The 21,163-nt window shown below is 65.9% G+C and carries 19 protein-coding genes; 6 read left to right on the forward strand and 13 right to left on the reverse strand.

The window, feature by feature from the left end; translation table 11 throughout:
- Positions 1-11 precede the first annotated feature (11 nt).
- Entirely contained in the window at positions 12-1,154 is a 1,143-nt protein-coding gene (locus tag HWX76_RS25315; RefSeq protein ID WP_176016525.1) for an alginate lyase family protein, read from the forward strand.
- 30 nt (positions 1,155-1,184) lie between these two features.
- Positions 1,185-2,573 (forward strand): L-serine ammonia-lyase, encoded by a 1,389-nt coding sequence (locus HWX76_RS25320; RefSeq protein ID WP_050015896.1) that lies wholly within the window; start codon positions 1,185-1,187, stop codon positions 2,571-2,573.
- Positions 2,574-2,632: 59 nt separating this feature from the next.
- Here HWX76_RS25320 and HWX76_RS25325 read toward each other — a convergent pair whose 3' ends face one another.
- The 3 genes from HWX76_RS25325 to HWX76_RS25335 all read right to left on the reverse strand — a co-directional run bounded on the left by HWX76_RS25325 (position 2,633) and on the right by HWX76_RS25335 (position 3,711).
- Positions 2,633-2,872 (reverse strand): AbrB family transcriptional regulator, encoded by a 240-nt coding sequence (locus tag HWX76_RS25325; protein ID WP_050015894.1) that lies wholly within the window; start codon positions 2,870-2,872, stop codon positions 2,633-2,635.
- Positions 2,873-2,968: 96 nt separating this feature from the next.
- Positions 2,969-3,253: a type II toxin-antitoxin system RelE/ParE family toxin gene (locus tag HWX76_RS25330; RefSeq protein WP_176016526.1), complete on the reverse strand. Its 285-nt coding sequence runs from the start codon at positions 3,251-3,253 to the stop codon at positions 2,969-2,971.
- Positions 3,250-3,711, reverse strand: a complete 462-nt coding sequence (locus HWX76_RS25335; RefSeq protein WP_176016527.1) for a hypothetical protein — start codon at positions 3,709-3,711, stop codon at positions 3,250-3,252. Before HWX76_RS25335 ends, HWX76_RS25330 begins: the two co-directional genes overlap by 4 nt.
- 295 nt (positions 3,712-4,006) lie before the next feature.
- On the opposite strand from HWX76_RS25335, the gene HWX76_RS25340 reads away from it, so the two are divergent.
- Together HWX76_RS25340 and HWX76_RS25345 are read left to right on the forward strand one after the other, a co-directional pair.
- Positions 4,007-5,710, forward strand: a complete 1,704-nt coding sequence (locus tag HWX76_RS25340) for a thiamine pyrophosphate-binding protein (protein ID WP_050015891.1) — start codon at positions 4,007-4,009, stop codon at positions 5,708-5,710.
- Positions 5,707-6,804 (forward strand): ADP-heptose--LPS heptosyltransferase, encoded by a 1,098-nt coding sequence (locus tag HWX76_RS25345; protein ID WP_124638033.1) that lies wholly within the window; start codon positions 5,707-5,709, stop codon positions 6,802-6,804. Before HWX76_RS25340 ends, HWX76_RS25345 begins: the two co-directional genes overlap by 4 nt.
- 111 nt (positions 6,805-6,915) lie before the next feature.
- On the opposite strand, the gene HWX76_RS25350 is transcribed toward HWX76_RS25345, so the two are convergent.
- The 3 genes from HWX76_RS25350 to HWX76_RS25360 form a co-directional block, all read right to left on the reverse strand.
- Positions 6,916-7,932, reverse strand: coding sequence for a helix-turn-helix domain-containing protein (locus HWX76_RS25350; RefSeq protein WP_089488032.1), 1,017 nt, complete (start codon positions 7,930-7,932; stop codon positions 6,916-6,918).
- 224 nt (positions 7,933-8,156) lie between these two features.
- Positions 8,157-8,705, reverse strand: coding sequence for a hypothetical protein (locus tag HWX76_RS25355; protein ID WP_176016528.1), 549 nt, complete (start codon positions 8,703-8,705; stop codon positions 8,157-8,159).
- A gap of 178 nt (positions 8,706-8,883) precedes the next feature.
- Positions 8,884-10,410, reverse strand: a complete 1,527-nt coding sequence (locus tag HWX76_RS25360) for an aldehyde dehydrogenase family protein (protein WP_050015884.1) — start codon at positions 10,408-10,410, stop codon at positions 8,884-8,886.
- Between the two features lie 331 nt (positions 10,411-10,741).
- Between HWX76_RS25360 and HWX76_RS25365 the strand changes: the two genes are divergently transcribed.
- On the forward strand, positions 10,742-11,170 hold the full coding sequence (locus tag HWX76_RS25365; protein WP_050016022.1) for a pyridoxamine 5'-phosphate oxidase family protein: 429 nt from the start codon (positions 10,742-10,744) through the stop codon (positions 11,168-11,170).
- 18 nt (positions 11,171-11,188) lie between these two features.
- Here the strand turns inward: HWX76_RS25365 and HWX76_RS25370 are convergent, their stop codons facing one another.
- On the reverse strand, positions 11,189-12,778 hold the full coding sequence (locus tag HWX76_RS25370) for an MFS transporter (protein WP_050015882.1): 1,590 nt from the start codon (positions 12,776-12,778) through the stop codon (positions 11,189-11,191).
- A 155-nt stretch (positions 12,779-12,933) separates the two neighbouring features.
- Between HWX76_RS25370 and HWX76_RS25375 the strand changes: the two genes are divergently transcribed.
- Positions 12,934-13,818: a LysR family transcriptional regulator gene (locus HWX76_RS25375; RefSeq protein ID WP_050015880.1), complete on the forward strand. Its 885-nt coding sequence runs from the start codon at positions 12,934-12,936 to the stop codon at positions 13,816-13,818.
- A 42-nt stretch (positions 13,819-13,860) separates the two neighbouring features.
- On the opposite strand, the gene HWX76_RS25380 is transcribed toward HWX76_RS25375, so the two are convergent.
- The 6 genes from HWX76_RS25380 to HWX76_RS25405 all read right to left on the reverse strand — a co-directional run bounded on the left by HWX76_RS25380 (position 13,861) and on the right by HWX76_RS25405 (position 21,118).
- Complete coding sequence (locus HWX76_RS25380; RefSeq protein WP_124631507.1) at positions 13,861-14,172, reverse strand: hypothetical protein; 312 nt, start codon at positions 14,170-14,172, stop codon at positions 13,861-13,863.
- A gap of 135 nt (positions 14,173-14,307) precedes the next feature.
- Positions 14,308-15,747: a hypothetical protein gene (locus HWX76_RS25385; protein WP_089488031.1), complete on the reverse strand. Its 1,440-nt coding sequence runs from the start codon at positions 15,745-15,747 to the stop codon at positions 14,308-14,310.
- A gap of 21 nt (positions 15,748-15,768) precedes the next feature.
- Complete coding sequence (locus HWX76_RS25390; protein ID WP_046547487.1) at positions 15,769-16,056, reverse strand: PAAR domain-containing protein; 288 nt, start codon at positions 16,054-16,056, stop codon at positions 15,769-15,771.
- A gap of 1 nt (position 16,057) precedes the next feature.
- The gene (locus HWX76_RS25395) at positions 16,058-17,587 is read right to left on the reverse strand and encodes a hypothetical protein (protein WP_143328857.1); all 1,530 of its coding nucleotides are present in this window, start codon (positions 17,585-17,587) and stop codon (positions 16,058-16,060) included.
- The gene (locus tag HWX76_RS25400; RefSeq protein ID WP_176016529.1) at positions 17,562-18,479 is read right to left on the reverse strand and encodes a hypothetical protein; all 918 of its coding nucleotides are present in this window, start codon (positions 18,477-18,479) and stop codon (positions 17,562-17,564) included. Before HWX76_RS25400 ends, HWX76_RS25395 begins: the two co-directional genes overlap by 26 nt.
- 50 nt (positions 18,480-18,529) lie before the next feature.
- Positions 18,530-21,118, reverse strand: coding sequence for a type VI secretion system Vgr family protein (locus tag HWX76_RS25405; RefSeq protein WP_176016530.1), 2,589 nt, complete (start codon positions 21,116-21,118; stop codon positions 18,530-18,532).
- Between the last annotated feature and the right edge of the window lie 45 nt (positions 21,119-21,163).

The following is a 21,163-nucleotide window of genomic DNA, read 5'->3' on the forward strand; positions in this document are numbered from 1 at the left end:
AGGAGTTCCGCATGGTGCGTCCGATGTTTCCGGGCCAGGGTGCAACGGCGCGGCGGCCGCGGCCGCGCGCAGACCGCAACGTGCCGATGCTCGTCGCATCGCTGTCGCTGGCCGCCGCCGGCCTCGGCGTGTCCGGCAATGCGCTCGCCGCGATGAATTTCTGCGCGGCGCCGGCGCTGCAGTCGAGCGAGACGACGCACGCCGAGCCGGGCGTGCAGGCGCTGATTCGCAGCGTCGACGCGCGCATCGGCGAGCAGCCGAAGGCCATGGCGCGCGTGCACACCGAGGGCACGCTGCCGCATGAAGGCATCTACGACCAGAGCGAAGCCGCGCTCAAGGACATGGACCTGATGCGCGATGCGGCGCTCGCGTGGCGCGTGACGAACGCGCCGCGCTACCTGCAACTCGTCGACCGCTTCCTGTCCGCGTGGGTGTCGACTTACCAGCCGAGCTTCAACCCGATCGACGAGACGCGCTTCGACAGCCTGATCGTCGCGTACGACATGACCGCGAGCGCGCTGCCGGTGAAGACGCGCAACGCGACCGCCGCGTTCATCGCGAAGCTCGGCGCCGGCTACGTCGCGCAGGTCGACGCACAGAAGCGCCCGCTCACCGGCACCTGGCGCAACAACTGGCAGAGCCACCGGATCAAGCTGATCGCGCTGTCCGCGTTCACGCTCGGCGACCGCAAGATGATGACCGCCGCGCAGCGGCTGTTCGTCGAGCATCTCGCCGACAACATCGGCCCGGACGGCAAGACCTGGGATTTCGAGGAACGCGATGCGCTGCATTACGCGGTCTACGATCTACAGCCGCTGGTGACGGCCGCGCTCGCCGCGCGCCGCTTCAACCGCAACTGGCTGCGCGAGCGCGGCGCGAACGGCGCGACGCTCGCGGCCGCGCTCGACTGGCTCGTGCCGTACGCGCTCGGCGAGAAAACCCACGAGGAATTCGTGAATTCGCCGGTGCCGTTCGACGCGAAGCGCCGCGAGGCCGGCTTGCCGGGTTACACGGGGCAGTGGGACCCGAAAAACGCCACCGAACTCTTTCATCTGGCCGCGCGGCTCGACGGGCGCTATGCCCGCGTCGCGCAGCAGCTTTCCCCAACGCCGCCCGCATGGCTCGCCGCGTGCCTGCCATTGCAGGCGCGCTAGCACCATTCTTACAGCAAGGCAGGTATCGAAATGGCAGTCAGCGTGTTTGACCTCTTCAAGATCGGCATCGGCCCGTCCAGTTCGCACACGGTCGGACCGATGCGCGCGGCGCTGATGTTCGTCCAGGGCCTCGAGCGTGACGGGCTGCTCGCCGCGACGGCCCATGTGAAGGTCGAGCTGTACGGCTCGCTGGGCGCCACCGGCAAGGGCCACGGCACCGACCGCGGCGTGATGCTCGGCCTGCTCGGCGACGCGCCCGACACCGTCGATCCCGACACGATCGACGCGCGGCTCGAAGACGTCCGCAAGACGAAGCAACTCGCGCTGCTCGGCACGCACCCGGTGCCGTTCGTGCTGAAGGAGAACATCGCGTTCTACCGCCAGGCGCTGCCCGAACATCCGAACGGGATGAAGCTGCGCGCGAGCGACGCGAACGGCGCGGTGCTGGTCGAGCGTACCTATCTGTCGGTCGGCGGCGGCTTCGTCGTGACGGCCGGCGCACCGAACACCAAGGTGCTGAGCGCGGCCGAGCAGATGACGCACCCGTTCCGCACCGGCGCGGAGCTGCTCGCGCTGACCGCGTCGACCGGCAAGTCGATCGCGCAGCTGATGTGGGAAAACGAGCGCGCGTGGCACACCGACGAAGAAACGCGCGACGGGCTGCTGAAGATCTGGGCCGTGATGCAGTCGTGCGTGTCGCGAGGCTGCGGGATCGGCAATCCCGACGCCGACGGCAACCTGCCCGGCCCGTTCCAGGTCAAGCGCCGCGCGCCGCAGCTGTACCGCACGCTGACGGGCAGCCCGGAGCGCGCGCTCCAGGACCCGCTGTCGATGATCGACTGGATCAACCTGTACGCGATCGCGGTCAACGAGGAAAACGCGGCCGGCGGCCGCGTCGTCACCGCGCCGACCAACGGCGCGGCCGGCATCATCCCCGCCGTGCTGCACTACTACACGCGCTTCACGCCCGGCGCGAACGAACAGGGCGTAATCGACTTCCTGCTGACGGCCGCCGCGATCGGCATCCTCTACAAGCTCAACGCATCGATTTCGGGCGCGGAAGTGGGCTGCCAGGGTGAAGTCGGGGTGGCCTGCTCGATGGCGGCCGGCGCGCTCGCGGCCGTGCTCGGCGGCACGCCGCAGCAGGTCGAGAACGCGGCCGAGATCGGGATGGAACACAACCTCGGCCTGACCTGCGACCCGGTCGGCGGGATGGTGCAGATCCCGTGCATCGAGCGCAACGCGATGGCGTCGGTGAAGGCCGTCAACGCGGCGCGCATGGCGCTGCGCGGCGACGGCTCGCATTACGTGTCGCTCGACTCCGTGATCAAGACGATGCGCGAGACGGGCGCCGACATGAAGACCAAGTACAAGGAAACGTCGCGCGGCGGGCTGGCGGTGAATATCGTCGAGTGCTGATGTCCGACCCGGCGGTCATGGAGGACGCTCCGCGTCTCGCATGACCGTCGGGTGCACAATCACCCATCCTTGCGTTCGGCCTGCTCCTGGTTGCCATGCCCTTCGGCCATGAAATTCGGCCCGAATTTCGCGAACTTCTCGAGCACGTGGGTCAAGGGCCGTCGCGCCGGCCGAATACGGATCTCGTCGCCGACGCGCTTGATTTCCAGCGCGATATCGCTGCGTTCATAGGCGAGGTCGGCAGGAATTTGCACGGCCTGCGCGTTGATGTACGCCCAGTCGTGCGCATGGTCATCCATCCGACATCGATTCGAAAACACCCGCCGCCCCGGCCGTCTTTTCCGTTCCGGACTTGGCCCGCCGCACCCGGTGAATCAGCCGGTGCAAATATCGCGTCACGACCACTGCCGCCGCGCATGCAGCACGCGAAGAATCTCCACGATGCCCTCGGCCGGCCGGATGCGATAGACGAGCACATAGTTCGGCGCGATCACCAGGTCGCGCGTGCCGGCCACCCGCCCTTGCCGATACAACTCCGCATGGGCCGGTAACGCCGCCGCCCTTTCTTCCAGCAGTTCGTCGAGTTCGAGCGCGGCCAGCGGATCGTCTTCACCGATGTATTCCATGATCGCGGCGCGATCCTCGTACGCCTTCGGATGCCACTGCAACGCGAGGGTCAAGCAGCATCCCCGCGCTTGCCGGCAAGCCGCTCACGCAGCGCCGCACGGCGCGATGCGAAGTCGGCGCTGACTTCGGCGTCCGGAATCGACGCACGCGGGTCATCCAGCGCCTGCTGCACCTGCTCGCGAAACCAGCGATCGTGAGCCACCGCCTGGTGTGCCGCCTTCAACGCCGCCGCACGATCGGGTCGAGTCGCCCGCCCGACCGCATCCGGATCGAATGCCGACGCGTCCACATCGAACCGGCTGATGCCAATGTCGCGCAGAAAGCCGACCAGCGTTTCAAAACGGCGAAACACTCGCACGTCGCCACGCTTGGCCGACAGGAAACGTTCGTGCGCGCCGCACCGGGCCGACAGCGCCCAGCCGTTGCCGCAACCGACCACGCGGGCCGCGCGCACCGCGCCGGCTTCGACCAGCTCCGTCAGCGTCTTTAGATCGATCGTTTCGGTCGTCATGGCGATTCCCGCCCCCTTTCTCCACTCATTCGTTGAAATTTTACTATTGAATGGCATCCCAATTTATTGTTATTTGGGATGCCCGCTTTCGGATCGAGACAAGCGTCAGCCCGCCATCCATAGCGCTCACTTTCCGCCGTCACCCGAGCGCGCACAAGCTGGCCGGATGGCCAACCGAAGCCCGCACGCAACCCCCGACCAGCCCCGCGTTCCGACACTTTTCAGCGGCCGTCGTACCGGCCCGCAGCCAACCGGCGTAAGCTGTACGTCCCGCTACCCAGGGAGACGGCAGCCCATGTCGCATTCCAAGGACCTCGAGTCGCGCGCCACCACCGGTGCACGACTGCTCGTCGATGCGTTGCTCGCCAATCACGTCGAACGCGTGTTCTGCGTGCCGGGCGAGAGCTTCCTCGCCGTGCTCGATGCGCTCGCGGACGACACCGCCCGCATCCAGACGGTCGTCTGCCGCCACGAGGCGGCCGCCGCGAACATGGCCGAAGCGGTCGGCAAGCTGACCGGCCGCCCCGGCATCGCGTTCGTCACGCGCGGGCCCGGCGCGACCCATGCGTCGATCGGCGTGCACACCGCATTCCAGGATTCGACGCCGATGATCCTGTTCGTCGGCCAGTGCGCACGCGAACACCTCGACCGCGAAGCGTTCCAGGAAATCGACTACCGCCGGATGTTCGGCCAGATGGCCAAATGGGTCGCGCAGATCGACGACCCGCGCCGCATCCCCGAATACCTGAGCCATGCGTTCCACGTCGCGACGTCCGGCCGGCCCGGCCCGGTCGTGCTCGCGCTGCCGGAGGACGTGCTGTCCGACGCGTGCGCGCCGCAGCCCGTCGTGCCGGCCGCGAAACGCGTCGCGGCCGCGCCGTCGGTCGCGCAGATCGACGAGTTGCGCGAGCGGCTCGCGCGCGCGGAACGGCCATTCGCGATCGTCGGCGGCAGCGGCTGGACGCCCGACGCGTGCGCGAACCTGCGCACCTTCGTCGAACGCTGGCAATTGCCGGTCGCGTGCGCGTTCCGCTTCCAGGACACGATCGACAACGCGCACCCGAACTACGCGGGCGACGTCGGGCTCGGGATCAACCCCGCGCTCGCGAAACGCATCCGCGACGCCGACCTGCTGCTCGTGATCGGGCCGCGCCTCGGCGAAGCGACGACCGGCGGCTACACGCTGCTCGACATCCCGAAAACGCGCCAGACGCTGATCCACGTGCATCAGGGCGCGGACGAGCTCGGCCGCGTATACGCCGCCGACCTGCCGATCGTGTCGGGCATGCCCGAGATCGCCGCGCCGCTGGCCGCGCTCGAACCGCCCGAGCGGCCTGCCTGGGCCGGCGCGGCCGCCGATGCGCACCGCGCGTACCGCGAATGGCATGCGCCGCTGCCGATGCCCGGCGACGTGCAGCTCGGCGACGTGATGGTGCAGTTGCGCGAACGCCTGCCGCACGACGCGATCCTGACCAACGGCGCAGGCAACTATGCGATCTGGCTGCATCGCCACTTCGCGTACCGGCACTTCCGTTCGCAGCTCGCGCCGACGAGCGGCGCGATGGGCTACGGGCTGCCGGCCGCGCTCGCCGCGAAGTCGCTGTATCCGCAGCGCGCCGTCGTCGCGCTCGCCGGCGACGGCTGCTTCATGATGGCCGGCAACGAGCTCGCGACCGCGATGCAGTACGGGCTGAACATCGTCGCGATCGTCGTCAACAACGGCCATTTCGGCACGATCCGCATGCATCAGGAGCGCAACTACCCGGGTCGCGTGCACGGCACGGGGCTCACGAATCCGGATTTCGCCGCCTATGCGCGTGCGTTCGGCGCGCACGGCGAGACGGTCGAGCGCACCGCCGATTTCGCGCCCGCGCTCGAACGCGCGCTGACCTGCGGGCTGCCCGCGGTGATCGAGATCCGCATCCCGCAGGACGCCAGCACGCCGGCCGCGACGCTCGAGCAGATCCGGGAGCAGGGCCGCCGCGCGCGCGGCGCATGACGACGGTGAACATGCACGCCGCGCCGCCCGTCGCCGCGCTGTCGCACGACGACGCGCTGGCCTGCCCCGGCACGCTGCTCGCGCCCGACCGCACGCTCGTCGCGCCGTACGACCTCGAATACGGCGACGTGCGCGCCGAAGGCTACGTGGCGGCCGCGCCGGCGCTCGGCCTGCTGCACGCCGCGCACCGGCCGTTCCGGCTCGATTACGGCGCTACGCGGCACGTGCACGTGATCAACGGGATGGGTGTCGCGCTCGGCGATTCGGTGATCGGGCTGACGGCCGTCGCCGCGCTGCGTGCGGCCCATGCAGGCCTGCGCTTCACGCTGTACCGGCCGGCGCGCGCGCCGCGCTACGTCGATGCGCTGTATGCGCTCGCGGCCGACGTCGTCGCGCCGTCGCGCGCATTGCCGTGCCCGGCCGAAGCGCTGCCCGCCGACGCGCACTGCATCGATGTCGGCAATCACCTGTATTGGCCCGCGTTCGCGCGGCTGCCGATGATCGATTTCTTCCTCGACGCGCTCGGCGTCGATCCGGCTGCCGTGCCGGCTGCCGCAAAGCGCAACCGCTGGCTCGCGCGGCTATCGCTGCCCGCGCTGCCGGCCGAATGGCTGCGGCCGTACGTGCTGTTCTGCCCGAATGCGAGCACCGCGGTGCGCAGCGTGCCGCCCGCGCTGCGCGTCGCGTTCGTGGAACGGCTCGCGCAGCGTTACGGGCTGCCGGTGGTGGGGTTCGGCCCGATCGCGCATCCCGCTTACGTGGATGTGAGCCGCGACGCGACCGACACCGCGCGCTTCATCGCGTGGGTCAAGGGCGCAAGCCTGCTGTTCGCGCCGGACACGGCGGCCGTGCATCTCGCCGACGGTTTCGACGTGCCGACGATCGCGTGCTTCACGACGATCGGGCCGGTGCTGCGCGTGCGCGACTATCCGTATTGCGTACCGGTCATCCTCGACGTACCGGCCGAATTGCACGGGCTGCATCGCAGCGAGCGGCCGGACGATCTGGCGTCGGTCGAAGCCGCGTACCGCGCGATCGACTGGGACGCGCTGGCGTGGCCCGCCCCGCGCGACGGGGCAGCGTCGGCCATCTGAACGAAGCCGGCGCGGCGGCGAGCGGAAGGGTCGAATCGACAGCAGCGCGCGCCCGGCGCCAGCACCGCCGTGAGCGCGCCGCCGGCCGCCCGGCTCACCATACCGACACGTTCACGCGCGATCGCGCAGCGTCTCCGACGGCCGCTTGCCGAATAGGCGTCGGTAATCGGTCGCGAACTGGCTCAGATGCCAGAAGCCCCACGCCTCCGCGACGTCCTGCACCGAGCCGGCCGCGCGCCCGCACAGGTCGCGCCGCGCGCCGTTCAGCCGCAGCGTGCGCAGGTAGGTCGCGGGCGCCATTCCCAGCACGTCCTGGAAGCAGTACTGCAGCGTGCGCCGACTCACGTGCAACTGCTCGCACAGCTCGGGCACGCCGACCGGACGCGTGCGGTGCGCGAGCACGTAGTCGCGCGCCTGGTCGACGATCCAGCGGCGCGTCGACGGCGCGGCGCCGCTGCCGTCGTCGGCCGGTTGCGCGCACGCATCGAACAGCGCGGCCAGCACTTCGGCCTGCAGGTCGTCGCGCTGCGCATCGGGCAGCGGGCCGGCCATCGCCACCGCGCCGTCGAGCCGGCGCCCGAGCAGCGCGCACAGGCGCGCGAGCCGCGCGTCGCCGACCTGCATCACGCGCTGCGTGAACAACCGCTCGTCGAGCGCGCGGTGCTCGACTTCCTCCGCGTAGCGACGCAGCACGTCGCCGCGCACGACGACGCCGTAGATCGAAAACTGCGCGGGCGTCACGAGTTCGAATTCGACGTTGCCGGGCCGGAACGCGAGCGCGCCGGGGCCGATGCGGCATGCATCGACGCGCGCCGAGCCGTCGCACACGAGCGGGATGCCGAACCAGTACGCGTCGCCGCGCACTTCGCACGCCTGGCGCAGCAGGTGGCTGGTCGATTCGCGAAACAGCTTCATCGTGTCGAGCGGCAGCTCGGTCAGCGTGCCGACGAAGCGGCCGGCCGCGAGCTGGTCGTAGGTTTGCCGCCAGCCGATCAGGTTGCGCGCCTGCTCGTCCGCATCGTGCGCGACGCTGACGACGGCCTGCCCGGCGAACGCGTCGTCGCCCTGCGCGCTGCGCCGCGTGTCCTCGGCGGTCGGTTCTTCCGTATACGCCACGTGTTGGTCCATCGTGTCCTCCCTCACCTGCGCGGAACCCTGCGTATCACGCAAGTCCCGTGCCGAACCGCACGGCCCGGCGAGCAAGCCGCCATTCCACGCTGTCCGGCCGATGCTCGCCATGCGGGCGCACCCGAAGGCGGCATGCCGCGCACGCCGCCGGTGCGATCCGCGCGGCGACCGCGCATGCGCGCCGCCGCCCGCGCCCGCGCCCGCGCCCGGCTACCGGCTACCGGCTACCGGGCCAGCTTCAGCCGCACGACCCGTGTGCCGCAATTGCCGTATGCCTGCGCGATCGCCAGTTCGACGATCGCGCTGTCCGCCGCCCACGGCGCCGCGTCCGCTTCCGGCAAATCGGCGCGCAGCGTGGCGCGACCGTTGATCCGGTAGCGCAGGCCGCGCACGACATCGACGAACAGCAATCCGACGCCCCGGCCGTCGCAGGCGGCCGCGTCGATCCGGCCGCCATCGCCGTCAGGCGCGGCCGGCAACGCGAACCGCAGCGTCTTGGTATCGATCACGCGCACCACCGGCAGCAGGTCGCCGTTCGCGTCGCGCCGGCTCTGCACGATGTCGCAGGTCATCGATGCGCCGACGCCGGAGGCCATGCCGACGAACATAAACGGCTGCGATTCGACGAACTGCCGTACGCCGACGCTCAGCCGCGTGGTCACGACGTCGCTCATCCGCTCGGCTTCGTCGGCGACGCCGAAGCGGTGTTGCGCGTCGAGTTCGCCCGGATGGAATACCGGGTGACGTGGAAAGGATCGGGGCAGGTCTGCCATGCTGGTTGTCGTCGCACGCGTGGGCGCACCGGGCGACCGCGAGCCCGCGACGACCGGAATCGTTAGCGGCGCCGGCTGCGCGGCAAAGCGCGACCGACGCCGACTGTCGAACAAGGAATCGAACCGCGCGAAGTGCCGGGCCCAACCGGCCCCGACACTTCGCCACGGACTACGGCGATCAGAAGAACCCGAGCGCCTCGGCCTGGTAGCTGACCAGCAGGCACTTCGTCTGCTGATAGTTCGACAGCGCCATCTTGTGCGTCTCGCGGCCGATGCCCGACTGCTTGTAGCCGCCGAACGCCGCATGCGCGGGGTACAGGTGGTAGCAGTTGGTCCACACGCGGCCGGCCTCGATCTCGCGGCCCATCCGGTACGCGCGCGTGCCGCTGCGCGTCCACACGCCCGCGCCGAGCCCGTAGAACGTGTCGTTCGCGAGTTCGATCGCTTCCTGCTCGTCCTTGAACGTCATCACCGACGCGACCGGCCCGAAGATCTCTTCCTGGAACACGCGCATCTTGTTGTTGCCGAGCAGCATCGTCGGCTTCACGTAGTAGCCCGTGCCGAGGTCGGCGGCCGGCGCCGTACGCTCGCCGCCCGTCAGGCATTGCGCGCCTTCGCCGCGGCCGATGTCGATGTACGACAGGATCTTGTCGAGCTGCTGCTGCGACGCCTGCGCGCCGATCATCGTCTGCAGGTCGAGCGGGTGGCCGGACTTGATGCGCTCGACGCGCGCGACGGCCTTCTCGATGAAGCGGTCGTAGATCGATTCCTGGATCAGGATCCGCGACGGGCACGTGCACACTTCGCCCTGGTTCAGCGCGAACATCGCGAGCCCTTCGAGCGCCTTGTCGAGGTACGCGTCGTCCTGGTCGAGCACGTCGGCGAAGAAGATGTTCGGGCTCTTGCCGCCCAGTTCGACCGTCGACGGGATCAGGCTTTCGGCCGCGGCGCGCAGCACGTGCTTGCCGACCGGCGTCGAGCCCGTGAACGCGATCTTCGCGATCCGCTTGCTGGTCGCGAGCGCTTCGCCCGCTTCCTTGCCGAAGCCGTTCACGATGTTGATCGTGCCGGCCGGGAACAGGTCGCCGATCAGCTCCATCAGCACGAGCACCGACGCGGGCGTCTGCTCGGCCGGCTTCATCACCACGCAGCAGCCGGCTGCGAGCGCCGGCGCGAGCTTCCACGCGGCCATCAGCAGCGGGAAGTTCCACGGGATGATCTGGCCGACCACGCCGAGCGGCTCGTGGAAGTGGTACGCGACGGTGTTGTCGTCGATCTCGGAGATGCCGCCTTCCTGTGCGCGGATGCAGCCCGCGAAGTAGCGGAAGTGGTCGACCGCGAGCGGCAGGTCGGCCGCCATCGTCTCGCGCAGCGGCTTGCCGTTGTCGATCGTCTCGGCCACGGCCAGCAGCTTCAGGTTCTTTTCCATCCGGTCGGCGGCGGCGAGCAGCAGGTTCGAGCGCTCGGCCACGGACGTCTTGCCCCACTTGCGGCGCGCGGCATGCGCGGCGTCGAGCGCCAGTTCGATATCGTCGGCGCCGGAGCGCGGGATGCGGCAGAACGGCTGGCCGTTGATCGGCGACACGTTCTCGAAATACTCGCCCTTCACCGGCGGAACCCACTTGCCGCCGATGTAGTTGTCGTATTGCTGACGGTACGGGTATTCGACGTCGAGGCCCAGTTGTTTCAGGTCAAACGGGTTCATACATGTCTCCTGTTCATCGTGCTTGTGTGAGTAGAGCGCCGGTTGGAATGCGCTGATCCCGTTCATGCAACATGCGTGCCAAACGGAACGGGCGGGAGCGGGCGCACGTCGATCGCGGCCGGCGCGGGTTCGCACCGTGCGGTGTTCACGTCCGCAACACGGCCGGTGTACCGATTCTGAACACCGCGATTGCGCAACGATGGGGCCGGTGTTCGGAATTTCCACAGTGCGCGGCGGCGCGCTGCCCGCCAGCGCGCGCCGCGCCGCGTGGCATGTCGCTTGCGTGCTTGTCGCGGATTCACACGCCACGGCGCACACGCCGACCGACACCATGAACGATCGCGGCCCGCTGACCGACGACGCCATCGCATTCATCCGCGAGCAGGCTTTCCTGATCGTCGCGACCGCCGATGCGGCCGGCAACGCCGACTGTTCGTACCGCGGCCGCCAGCCGCGCGCCGACGGCTCGTTCGCGCCGCTCGTCGATATCCCGGACCGCCGCACGCTGGTGCTGCCCGACTTCGCGGGCAACAACCTGCTCAACACGATCGGCAACCTGCTCGTGAATCCGGCCATCGCGCTGCTGTTCGTCGATTTCGTGCGTCAGACGACCTGGCTCGTGCAGGGCCGCGCGACGCTCGACGAGGATGCGCAAGCGCGCGCGCATCTGTGGCCGGATGCGTTGCGCTATCTCGTGATCGATGTGGAATGCGCGCAAGCTCGCGCGGAGGCAGGGCTGCCGCCGCTCGTGCTGGCGTGACGCGCGGCGGGTGAGGCTTTAACGAGCGGACGATGCGGGCACGGCGGCGTCGGCCTGCGCGGGGCCGTCTACTTCATCGCCCGCTTCGTCGACAGCCGGCCGCCCGCCGAGAAACCCGAACACCACCACCGCGCACAGCACCGTGACGACGGCCAGCGCGATCAACAGCCGGTCGAATGCGTGCGCGTAGCTCGCGACCAACGCCGCACGACCGACGCCCGGCAACGCGGCAGCCGCGCCCGCGAGATCGCCGGTCGCGAGCCGCGCGGCGGCCCGCAGCGTCGCGTCCGGCGTGCCGGCGGCCCCTGCCGCCTGCGCAAGCCCCGCTTGCGCGAGCGCGGCCAGCACCGCGCCGACGATCGCCAGCGCGATCCCCTCGCCGGCCACGCGCGTCGTGCTGAAAATGCCCGTCGCCATCCCCGCGCGCTCCTTCGGCACGACGCTCACCGACAGCCCGTCCATCAGCCCCCACGGCATGCCGGCGCCGATGCCGATCGCGAGCATCGGCGCGATCGCCGCCGGCCCCGCGCCGCCGCGCAGCGCGATGCCGAGCCACACGAGCCCCGCCGCAGCGACCAGCAGCCCGAGCCCGGAAATCACGCCGGCCGACAGCCAGCGCGTGAGCGTCGCCGCGACGAGCGGCACGACCAGCATCGGCGCGGAGATCGCGAGCATCAGCCAGCCGGCGTCGATCTCGCTGAAGCCGTCGATGCCGATGAAGCGCAGCGGCAGCACGACGAGCAGCACGATGTAGCAGCAGCAGGTCGACACCGGCAGCACCTGCACGCCGACGAAGCGCGCGATGCGAAACAGCGACAGGTCGAGCATCGGCCGCGCGACGCGCGTCTCGATCGTCACGAACGCGCACGCGCCGAGCGCCGCGCCGGCCAGCAGCGCGATCACGAGCGGGCTCGACCCGCCGCGCGCGGGCGCCTCGATCACGCCGAACGTGAACAGCGTCAGCGCGGCCGTGAACGCGATCGTGCCGGGCCAGTCGAGCCCCGTCGCGTGCGGATCGCGCGACTCGTGCATGCGCGGCAGTCCGAACGCGAGCGACAGCACGCCGGCCACCGCGCCCGTCACGAAGATCGCGCGCCAGCCGTAATGCCCGATCAGCCCGCCGGCGAGCACCGGCCCGAACGCGAGCCCGATCCCGAACGTCGTGCCGAGCAGGCTGAACGCACGCGTGCGCGCCGCGCCGTCGAATTCCTGCGCGAGCGCGGCCGTGCCGCCGGCCAGCGCCGCGGCCGCCGCGAGCCCTTGCGCGGCGCGCAGCAAATCGACCGCGAGGATCGACGGCGCGAACGCGAGCGCGACCGACATCAGCGTGAAGCCGCCGACGCCGATCGCGAACAGGCGCTTGCGGCCGAACTGGTCGGCCAGCGCGCCCGACGCCATCAGGAAGCTGCCGAACGCGAGCATGAACGCGTTGGTGATCCAGTTCATCGCGACGGGGCTGCCGTGCAGGTCGCGGCCGATCGCCGGCGTCGCGACCGCGCCGCCCGAAAACGACAGCGGCAGCGCGACGGCGGCCATGCAGACGGCGGCCAGCACCCATGTGCGCCGGCGCGCGGCCAGGACTGCAGCAGTTGAAACAGGGTGATCCATCATCGCTCCTCAAAAGCCGGCGCGGATGCGCCATCAGAGCGACAAAAGATAAATCGGATTCAATCCGCGAAAAACCACGCGAAGCTCCGCATATAACGGACTACAATTCCGCAATTGCCCCGCTAGCGTGCGTCGTCCGCACACCGTTCGATTCGATGGAAAACCTCACCGGCATCGTCGCGTTCGTCCGCGCCGCCGAAGCGCTGAGCTTCGTCGCGGCCGGCCGCGCGCTCGGCATTTCGGCGTCGGCGGTCGGCAAGACGATCGCGAAACTCGAGCAGTCGCTCGGCGTGCGCCTGTTCAACCGCACGACGCGGCGCGTGACGCTCACCGACGAGGGGCGGCATTTCTACGAGCGCTGCCAGCGGATCCTCGAGGATTTCCGCGACGCGGAGGCGACCGTGACGGCGTCCGCGCAGCGCCCGCGCGGCAAGCTGCGCGTGAGCCTGCCGGTGATCGGCTACCGCTTCCTGCTGCCGGTGCTGCCCGAATTCCGGCAGCGCTATCCGGACGTCGAGCTCGATCTCGATTTCAACGACCGGATGGTCGACGTCGTCGAAGGCGGCTTCGACGCGGTGATCCGCAGCGGCCCGCTGTCGGATTCGAGCCTGATGTCGCGGCGGCTCGGCCCGTTCGCGTTCGTGCTGTGCGCGACGCCCGCGTATCTCGCGCAGGCCGGCACGCCGCGCACGCCGCGCGAGCTCGACGCGCACGACTGCGTACGCTACTGCTTCCCGACCACCGGCAAGCTGCAGGACTGGGCGCTCGCGGCCGACGACGGCACGCCGCTCACGCTGCGCACCGCGATGACCTGCAACAACATGGAAGCGCTGCGCGGCGCCGTGCTCGCGGGGCTCGGCATCGGCTACATGCCCGACTTCCTCGCGCGCGACGCGCTCGAACACGGCGCGCTCGTCACCGTGCTCGACGACTACCGGATCGCGCCCGGGCAGTTCTCGATCGTGTGGCCGTCGAGCCGGCAGTTGTCGCCGAAGCTGCGCGTGTTCGTCGATTTCCTGTGCGAGCGGCTGTTCAGGTAGCGTTCAGTCCGGCGCCAGTGAATCAGGAACGCCGATGCGACGTCATACGTCGCCGTTTCGGGCCGCGCGTATCTGCCGCTTCATCGCACGGTCATACGCCTCAAAACGCTGCCACGCATCCGCTGTGCGCACATGGGGCCGTTCCCGATGTGAACTGATCCACCACGGCTTGCCTCGATGCTCATACCAGCGCCACACCGCCGCCTGCGCAATCTCGTGTTCCCGGTCAGGACACACGCCGTCGACGACATCCTCTATATGAAAGATGCATGCGAGATGCCATCGCCATCGATCGCACAGTTCGTCTGCGATCAGCCCCACCGTGAAGCCCAGAAAGATCAACGCGTATTGCAAAGGGGTTGCCGTACCCAGTACTGCCGACGCATACCCCTAACTCGCAGTCATCCAGACGGCACACGCCAGCAGCGAGAGCCACCACAACGCCACGAACCGGGAAATGCCGAATTGCCGAAATGCCTTCATCGCTGCTTACCCGTATTGGCGCCACACGTCGTCGGCATAGAGCCGCTGTGCGAGGATGCGCCAGCCACCACACAAGATCACGACGACAACCATGACACTGGTGAACACCGTTTCGAACGTGCCCCACGCCTTGTCGGGGGACAGCAGCATCCCGAATACCCACATCGCCACACACGCGACGAGTTCGACGGCTGGGAACAGGTTGTACTCGTAGTCCGTCTTCCACGGCGCGTCCACGCTCGGCAGCTCCTTGACGACAAGATTGAGCGCGACGCCGTCCTCGTGAGGCAGTGCGACAAGCTGCGCCCCCTGACCATATAACGCCATCTTGCCGGCCAGCGCCTGAAGGACCCAGCGCGCGACCGGAGCCTGCGGACCAATCGCCGGATCTAGCGCATGCGCGTCAATCTTCAGATCGGCATCCCTGACCGCGCCCAGCGTCGCATGTTGCGCGAGCCCCTTGAGCCGGCTATGCCAGAAGTGACGGATACGCTCGCGTGGCGCCTGCGCCGCGTTGAGCAGCAACGCCAGCGACCTATCGACCTGATCGGCTTCCCCGACGACCTGACGAAGTAGCCAAGCCTGCCGCTTTAGCTCAGGTTTTTCCTGTACGAGCGCGCGCGAACCGAGCAGAAGCGCAACCGCGGCTTCCGATGTCGCCGGCGCAATGCCGGGGGCGTCATCATTCAAATGCCATGCGACAACGAGGCGATACTTCGGAGTTCCGTCCACTGCATAGTGGCTAGAGGCAAACGGCGAGTCGCTTTTGTCCGTGAACCAGTTCTCCGCAAAGTTCACGTTGCGGTCGTTGTCGATCCATCGAACACAGGGCCGCCCTGGCAACTTCAGGCGCTCCCACACAGCCTTGACGTCCGTCGACCATTCCTGCCGGTCGCACTGCATCACGATTTCGAATGAGTTGCTGCGCGACGCCTCAGCCAGCCGCGCCGCCAGTGGCGTCAGAAGGGTTTCCAGCAGGCTGCTGACGCGTGACGCGACGTGGGTTGCGTCGAGGCCTCCAAGCAACATGACCTTCCCCGGATTCTCCGGTGGACTGCCTTCCAGTTTCAGCATGCGTTCGGCCAGGTCGGCTTCGGGCGTGAGAATGACACTGTCGAGCACGGCCATGCCTGCGCGGCTGAGTCGCTGCCATCGGACCAGCAAATGCCAGCGCGCCGCATTCCTGACCGCTGCCTCAAACGCCAAGCCGTCGTAAAACGACGAATAAAGCGCGGCGCAGATCGTGAGCCAAAAAGTAAACGGGACCGCCAGCGCGGAGCGCGTGAATTCCGGCGAGCCAACTGGTTTGCCCGCCGGCCACGTTATCACCGTATAGGCCAGGCACACGCCCGCGATCACGAGGAACAAGACGAGGTAGACCCATACGGGTGGCGGTTTGGGGTGCTGCCACTCGGGCGGCACGCGTTGATCCCAGCGAAATTTCATCGCGTCTCCGTGAATATCGCGTCACGCTTCGATCATCGAGTGGCGCTGCGATGCAATCAGCCGCGGCGACGGATGACACGCGCACCGGCAAAGGTCGTCTTCGAGCGCGGGCTGTTTGTCGCTCAGTTCATGGTCCGAGCGCTCACCGACCGGCTCGATCCGGCCAATGGTGTTGCACGCAGGACATTGGACCCGCGCGCCCACATGGCTCAACTTGCGATCGTCGAGTTCAACGTCATCAAGGCCGTCAAGCACGACGCCGTTCGCCGTCGTCCGGTCATGCTGATAGATCAGCGCACGTTCTCGCATTTCAGCCCCCCACCCATTCCCATTCAGCGTTGCCGGCGTCGTTCGAAATCGACGGCATCGGCTGACCGCGCCGCATCGTGACGATGCGGGACAGGTCATAGCGGTATTCCGGCGTCGAGTAGTCCGCATTCGTGCGCACGCGCGCCACCCAACGGCCGCCACGCGGACACGCCGCGCCGGGCAAGCTGAACTGCTCCGTGCCTTCGACGTAGGCGGACGAGAATGGCTTCGTGGGGGTCGGGGCACTGCCTTCCCATACCCATTGCACCAGTCCGTTGAGATGGACGCCGTCTCCGGACTCCATCGGCATCCTCACGCTGTCGGTCGTGGCGATGTCGCCGGCCTTGAACGGCATCACTTGCAAGCTGCGGTAGCTGCCGCCGGCATTCAGACGCACTGCGCGATACAGGCCGTCCTCAGCGAACGTATCACCGGGCTTCACCGCGTGATATGACATGTTTGCGCGATGCGTGGTCTCCCACTGCTCGCGCTCCTGTGGTGTTGAAGGATAGTCCCGATCGAAAGTTATTTGGCTTTTAATCGGACTAAAATCGACATGCGTTGACAGTCCCCAGCCATAACCCTCGTATTCTATTTTCATAAAAGTCACACCGGAAAGCTCGTACACACCTTTTGAAATTTTATTATCCGGAACAGCCTCGACCCTCAAAACCCTGCCTTCACCAGGATTGAGCATGACAAATCCATCCCGAAATTCATTTTTATTTATCAGTGTTTTACCCGCCAAATTAAAACCCCAATCATCGCGAGGCTGCATCCTCCCAAGCTCACTAAACGGCGCAATGGAAAGCCCTCCACCCCGAGTATTACCAGGCAATAGATCCGGAGTTTTAAATTTAATCCATCGATCGCCGGAATTGATAAATCTGACCGACACGATGTAATGATCGCCTTTATGCTCGATACTCACGGTCTCGAAATCCAACTTGATGATCTTCCGACCACCCGAGCGTGCTTGCTCGGATAGCCTGAGAGGTGCGTCAAAAACCTGACGCCTGAAGCGCTCTGGAATCAGACGCAATGAACCTGATCTCCGTACGGCTTTGCCTTCGTCTTGGCAGATAACGCTGAACGTTGCGGCAGGATCATGGGTTTCTGGTCCGCCAGACTGAATATCCTTGTCACACAAAGTGTGAGCTACGTCTTTCAGTTGCTGCGCATCTTTATTCTGCAGACTGAGAACAAAAACACCCACACCAGTTTGTGCTTCGTCGTTGATAGTATCCCCTTTGGCAAAATAAAACCTTCCTTCACCATCAAAAGTCATTTCTCTCGAGCCATATTCAAGGCCACCAGACCACGAAAGGGAAAACGCACCCGGCTTCATGACACTGTTGCTGAAATCATTCGCCATAACGAATCCATCTCCCATCCATACAAGAATTATCAACAGCGCCAGCTTTCGAACTACGTTAGAAAACTGCAAATCACTCCTGTCCAACAAGAGTGCCCCCCATATTTTGGGCTCACCTTTCGTTATCTGTTCATGCTTTCTTGACTGGCGCGTCATAGCCGACCCTCCACAACTTGTTGGTATGAGCGGAGAACCACCTACGGATGTATTCGAGGTAATACGGGGAGATCGTCGCCGTCGGCTGAAGACATCCACCGCCCATCAGATTGGTTTCAGTTTCAATAATCCAGAACGTATTCTTATCTTTATTTGCATCGGCAAGCGCAAAATCGATATTCACGCCATCCCTGACATAAATCGAGTGCACAAATCCCCCTTGCTGCCAGTATTCGTCAGGAAAATTAAAGAGATGCCCGATTTCATGCGCTTTTGTTTGCGTAAATCTTTCCGCATATCGCCCTGTTGTCACCTGCTTCTGATACTCTTTTTCCGGCCAATTCATAGCATCTGCCCGCTCAGTCGTCGGATACAGGTTAATGGTGATGTTCGGGTTGAGCACTGGCGCGTCAGCCGCCCTTACCACATGCACATCAGCACAGAATTTGACGGCGATCCGGCAACCGCAGGCGCCGCCCTTCTGACAGCCATCAAGAATCAGCTTGTAATTACCCTGATTCAATGTCCTTTCAATCTGGTTCTTGTAGGTTGAAGCGTCAACTTCCTTCGGGTCACGTTCGACCTGCATCAAGCCATGCTCGTCAAACGATTTTCCGGAATTGGCTCCATTCCTGAACGTTTCATATTGCACTACAATGTACCGGTTATTTTCGTCGCGCAACGGCTCTCCTGTTACCCGATTCATTTTCACCAGCAGTCGCGGCACCAATGCGGTAACGACCTTCGCCGTCAGCGTTTTATTACTCGAATCGTAGTTGAACTGGCATGTGGTGAGCGCTGTTCCGGCACACATAACCGGATCGTCACCATTTTTAAGTCTCTCATTTCTCGTCCAACCGTATTTCTGATACGTCGGCGTCTCCCGCATCATGCTGACTGACTCACTAAAATCAGCCAGTTGCCAATTACACGGAGCGGGACTTAATAGCTGAATCGGATCAGGCCTGATGACTTTTGTTGCTCATTGTCCGGATCGTTAACTGTCAGGCCGCGATCGCTTGACACTCCTGCGTTCGCACTTGATTTCCCACCGAAGATGTCCCCCAGGGATGATGGCGGCACTGTTGCGCCGGTATCTGACGCACGGACCGGCGGCACGCCCCCTCTATTACCCTGTGACTCCCATTGCGCCGGGTTCGGCTCAAGTGCCAAGGCCGGCGCTTGTACAAAATTCGGATTGGTACGCCAGACCTCACACTCCGTCTTGAACGGCACGAAAGCCGGCGCGAACGCCGCGCCGCTCAGGTCCAGTTGAGCCGGCCCGGTCTTCTTCAAGCCACTTGTCCTGAAGTGCACACGGCCGCGCGAGCCCATCTCGATCCCTTCCGGATTCACGCGGATATACGAGCCGCCGACGCTGAGCAGGACTTCCTTCGGCGACTTCACGTGCAAAACGCCATTGACCGTTTCGACCGTCATGTCTTCCTGCGCCGCAAGCTGCATGCGGCCTCGCTGGGCCTGCACAATGACCTCGCCGGCCGACGCGATCAGGCTCATGCCCTTCCGCGCGAACAGTGACAACCGACCGCCCGCAGCGGCGGTGATCCTCTTGAGCGCGCTGAAGTGGACTCCTTTCTTCGCGGTCCCGATGATCGAACCATCGGCGGCGAGTTGCACGCCGTCGCCCGAGACCACGCCAACCGGTCCCGGCGCAGTCACGACCGCACCCGGCCTTTTCAATTCGTCCAGCCCGTCGCTGATCGCCTTTTGGGCCTGGGTATCCGCAGGCGATGCCTTCGACGCCTCGGCCGACTTCGCCAGCGATTCAGCTAGCGCCAACATTTCCTTGAGTTGCGCGATCGTCTCGGCCATATCAAGCTGCTTGCCCGCGCCGCCCGGCCGGTCGTAGGCCGTCACCATCACACCTGCGCCGCCTCGCGCAACCGCATGCCCTGAAGTCCGCAGTTCGGCACCCGCGCCTCGCTGGTTCAGTGCGCGGTCCACCATATGGCCGAGATGGAGTTGCGAGCGGCCAGAGTGCTGCGTACCGAGTTCGATGCCTTCCTGATTGTCCCAATCGTCCATCCAGAACGTATTGCCGGATTGCGTTCGGATCTCGTTACGCGACATGCGCCGTCGTGACGAATTAATCAGGTCGGGGCACTCGCTATTGTGGATAAAGGCCGCAATAAAGGGCTTGTTCGGATTGCCTTCGCGAAAGCCGATCAGTGCTTCGTCGCCGTCCAACGCGGGCATGTGCATGCCCGTATGGTTCCTGCCTGCGAACGGCTTGGCGAGCCGTAACGGAACGCTTTCCCCACCCTTGGGCCAGTTGCCGAAGTCGCAGTGAAACCGCGCAACGTACTCGCCTTTGTCGGTCAGGTAGGCGAATTTGTACTTGTCAGGCGACGTAATAGTCGCGCCTAGCGTGCCGGGAATTTTCGGCCACCGACGCTCGTCAATTTCCCGCCGGTACGGGCGATCGGCCGGAATCGCCGTGAAGCTGTTCACATAGCTCGCGTTCCGCGCGCCGCGATGCACGACCGCTGTCACGAACATTGCCGCGCCGGCATCCTCGAGCGCCCGATCAGACTGCACGATGCTGCCAGGCCGGATCGCCAGCACGGTCGACTCCACCGAGTAACGAATCTGGCTGGCGCGTGCCGCTTCATGGCGCAACTGTGCGTCGCGTTTGGCCCCTTTGGCGTCGTCGTGATGCGTGCCCCAGACATAGGGCTTGCCGATCATGCTCTCGTCGTCCGATACGGCGCGGTCCTCGGCACGGAAGCGCTCCCACGCCTGCTCGGGGTTGTAGTCGGCAACCACATAGGATTCCGGCACGACGCGCGAGCGGACCTTGAAGGAAAAAATCGATTCCTCGAAGGTCGCCAGCCCGGCAGTAGGACGATCCAGTACAGGTATCGCGGGGCGCATATAGCCGTCAACGTCGTCCGCGATCACCAGCACGTCGCCGTGCTCGCCGGTCCTTGTGTAGCAATACAGGCCCGCTTGCTCCATCTCGAGCTTGATGTAGTCCCAGTCGCCGATGTTGTACTGGAAGCGGAATGGGTGCCTGGGATGCTCGCGGCGTAGATTGAATTCGACCTGTATCCAGAAGCGGAGGTCGTAACGCGCCAAAATCTCCTTGATGATTTCCCACGAGGCCATTCCCTGGTACGTGGCGCAATTGCTCGGGCCGTCCATGACGGCCAGATGCTGGCGCATCACAATACGGTAGGTGTAACCATCACGAGATTCCGATACGGAGTCGAACTGCGTCACGAAGCCGGCAAATTCGCGCTTGGCGCGTCCGTCCTCGGGTCGAACCGAAAATTTCGCGAGTTGCCCGAGCACCGTCTTTCTCGGAATCGCAACCGGTGCGGCAACGACCGCCTTGACGCTGTACGGCTCGCAGATCGCCTCGCGCACGACCCACGATACGACCGACACCGTGGGCATGGGAGGCAGTTCGCCCGTCTCCGGATCGCGCTTCGACTTGCGCCGCATCAGCGTCAGATGCGCGGATTGCCGCCCCGTCAAATAACTTGTCACGCGATCGAATTCCGCCATTCTTATCCTCGTTATATCGGGCGCCAGCCATATCACATCGAAACG

The sequence above is a fragment of the Burkholderia sp. BCC0398 genome (assembly GCF_902833245.1).
GTDB classification, from domain to species: Bacteria; Pseudomonadota; Gammaproteobacteria; order Burkholderiales; family Burkholderiaceae; genus Burkholderia; species Burkholderia sola.